General features: G+C 70.9%; 2 protein-coding genes. One reads left to right on the forward strand and one right to left on the reverse strand.

What is annotated here, in order from left to right:
- Nucleotides 1-31: 31 nt before the first annotated feature.
- Nucleotides 32-697, forward strand: coding sequence for a deoxyribose-phosphate aldolase (deoC, locus tag I5I_RS11905; RefSeq protein ID WP_051039607.1), 666 nt, complete (start codon nucleotides 32-34; stop codon nucleotides 695-697).
- A gap of 21 nt (nucleotides 698-718) precedes the next feature.
- Here deoC and ribF read toward each other — a convergent pair.
- Nucleotides 719-1,515 (reverse strand): bifunctional riboflavin kinase/FMN adenylyltransferase (gene ribF, locus I5I_RS11910; protein WP_036319780.1); only part of this gene is annotated, 797 nt, incomplete at its 5' end.

Here is a 1,515-nt window from a genome sequence, read left to right on the forward strand (position 1 = left end):
GAGCTCGGTCCCGGGGATCCTCTAGAGTCTCCTGAAGCCTGAACTGACCCGCGCGGACGTCGACGCGGAACTCGACATCGCCGCCGAATGGCGCGTGTTCAGCGTGTGCGTGCGCCCGAGCGACATCGCGCACGCCGTGCAGCGGCTGACGGGCACCGGCGTCAACGTCGGCACCGTCATCGGCTTCCCGCACGGCACGACCTCCACTGCCGCGAAGGTGGCTGAGGTTCGCCAGGCCCTCGCCGACGGCGCCGTCGAGTTCGACATGGTGATCAACATCGGTGCTCTGCGTTCGGGCTTCGACGACGCCGTCGTCGCCGACATCCAGGCGGTGGTCGCGGCCGCGGCCGGCAAGGTGACGAAGGTGATCCTCGAGACCTCGCTGCTGGACGACGAGCAGATCGCCCGCGGCAGCCGCCTGACCGAGGCCGGTGGCGCGGACTTCGTCAAGACGTCCACGGGCTTCGCCGGCGGTGGGGCGACGGTCCCCCACGTCGAGCTCATGCGCGCCAGTGTCGGCCCGGACGTGCAGGTGAAGGCATCGGGTGGGGTGCGCAGCTACGCCGACGCGCTCGCGATGCTCGCCGCCGGGGCGACACGGCTCGGAACGAGCGGCAGCGCTGTCATCCTCGGCGAGGCGCGCCGTGTGGATGCCGGCGAGCAGGCGTCGGGCGCCGTGGACACCTCGTCGTACTGACCCCGCCCGGGTGCGCGCGGCTCAGCCGAGGGCGGCGCGCACCCGCGTGATGTCGTCGTCCATCTGGGCGATGAGCGCTTCGATCCCCTCGAAGGCGACCATGCCGCGGATGCGGTTCGTGAACCGGATCTGCACCCGATGCCCGTAGAGGTCGAGCCCGGTCTCGTCGAGCACGTACGCCTCGACCTGGCGTGTCGGAACATCATCGAACGTCGGATTGGTCCCCACCGAGATGGCCGCCGGGTAGCGGGTCGTCACCGTCGCACCATCGGTGCCGAGGTCGACGAGCCACCCGGCGTAGACCCCGTCTGCCGGAATGAAGCCCTCCGCATCGGCTGACAGATTCGCCGTCGGGTAGCCGAGCTCGCGACCGCGTTTGAGGCCGTGGACGACCTCGCCCTGCACCGCATGCGGGCGTCCCAGCAGACGCGCGGCGCCTTCGACGTCGCCCGCCGCGAGCAGGTCCCGTACCCAGGTCGACGACACGCGGCGGCCTCCGCCGTGAACGTCCCCGACGACGTCGACCTGGAAGCCGTACTCCGCGCCGAGACGCACCAGGGTGTCGGGATCGCCCGCTCCGCCGTTGCCGAAGCGGAAGTCGTCGCCGACCATCACGATGACGACGCCCAGGCCGACGAGGACATGCTCGACGAACGCGCGCGGTTCGAGGGTGGCCAGCGCCTCGTCGAAGCGGAGCACCAGGGTCGCATCGACCCCCGCGGCGGCGAGCAGATCGAGCTTCTGNCGCAGACTGCACACCGGCTGCGGGCACAGCTCGGGCCGCAGCAGGCTCAAGGGGTTGCGGTCGAACGTGACGG

Source organism: Microbacterium sp. B24, from assembly GCF_000333415.1.
Taxonomy (GTDB): Bacteria; Actinomycetota; Actinomycetes; order Actinomycetales; family Microbacteriaceae; genus Microbacterium.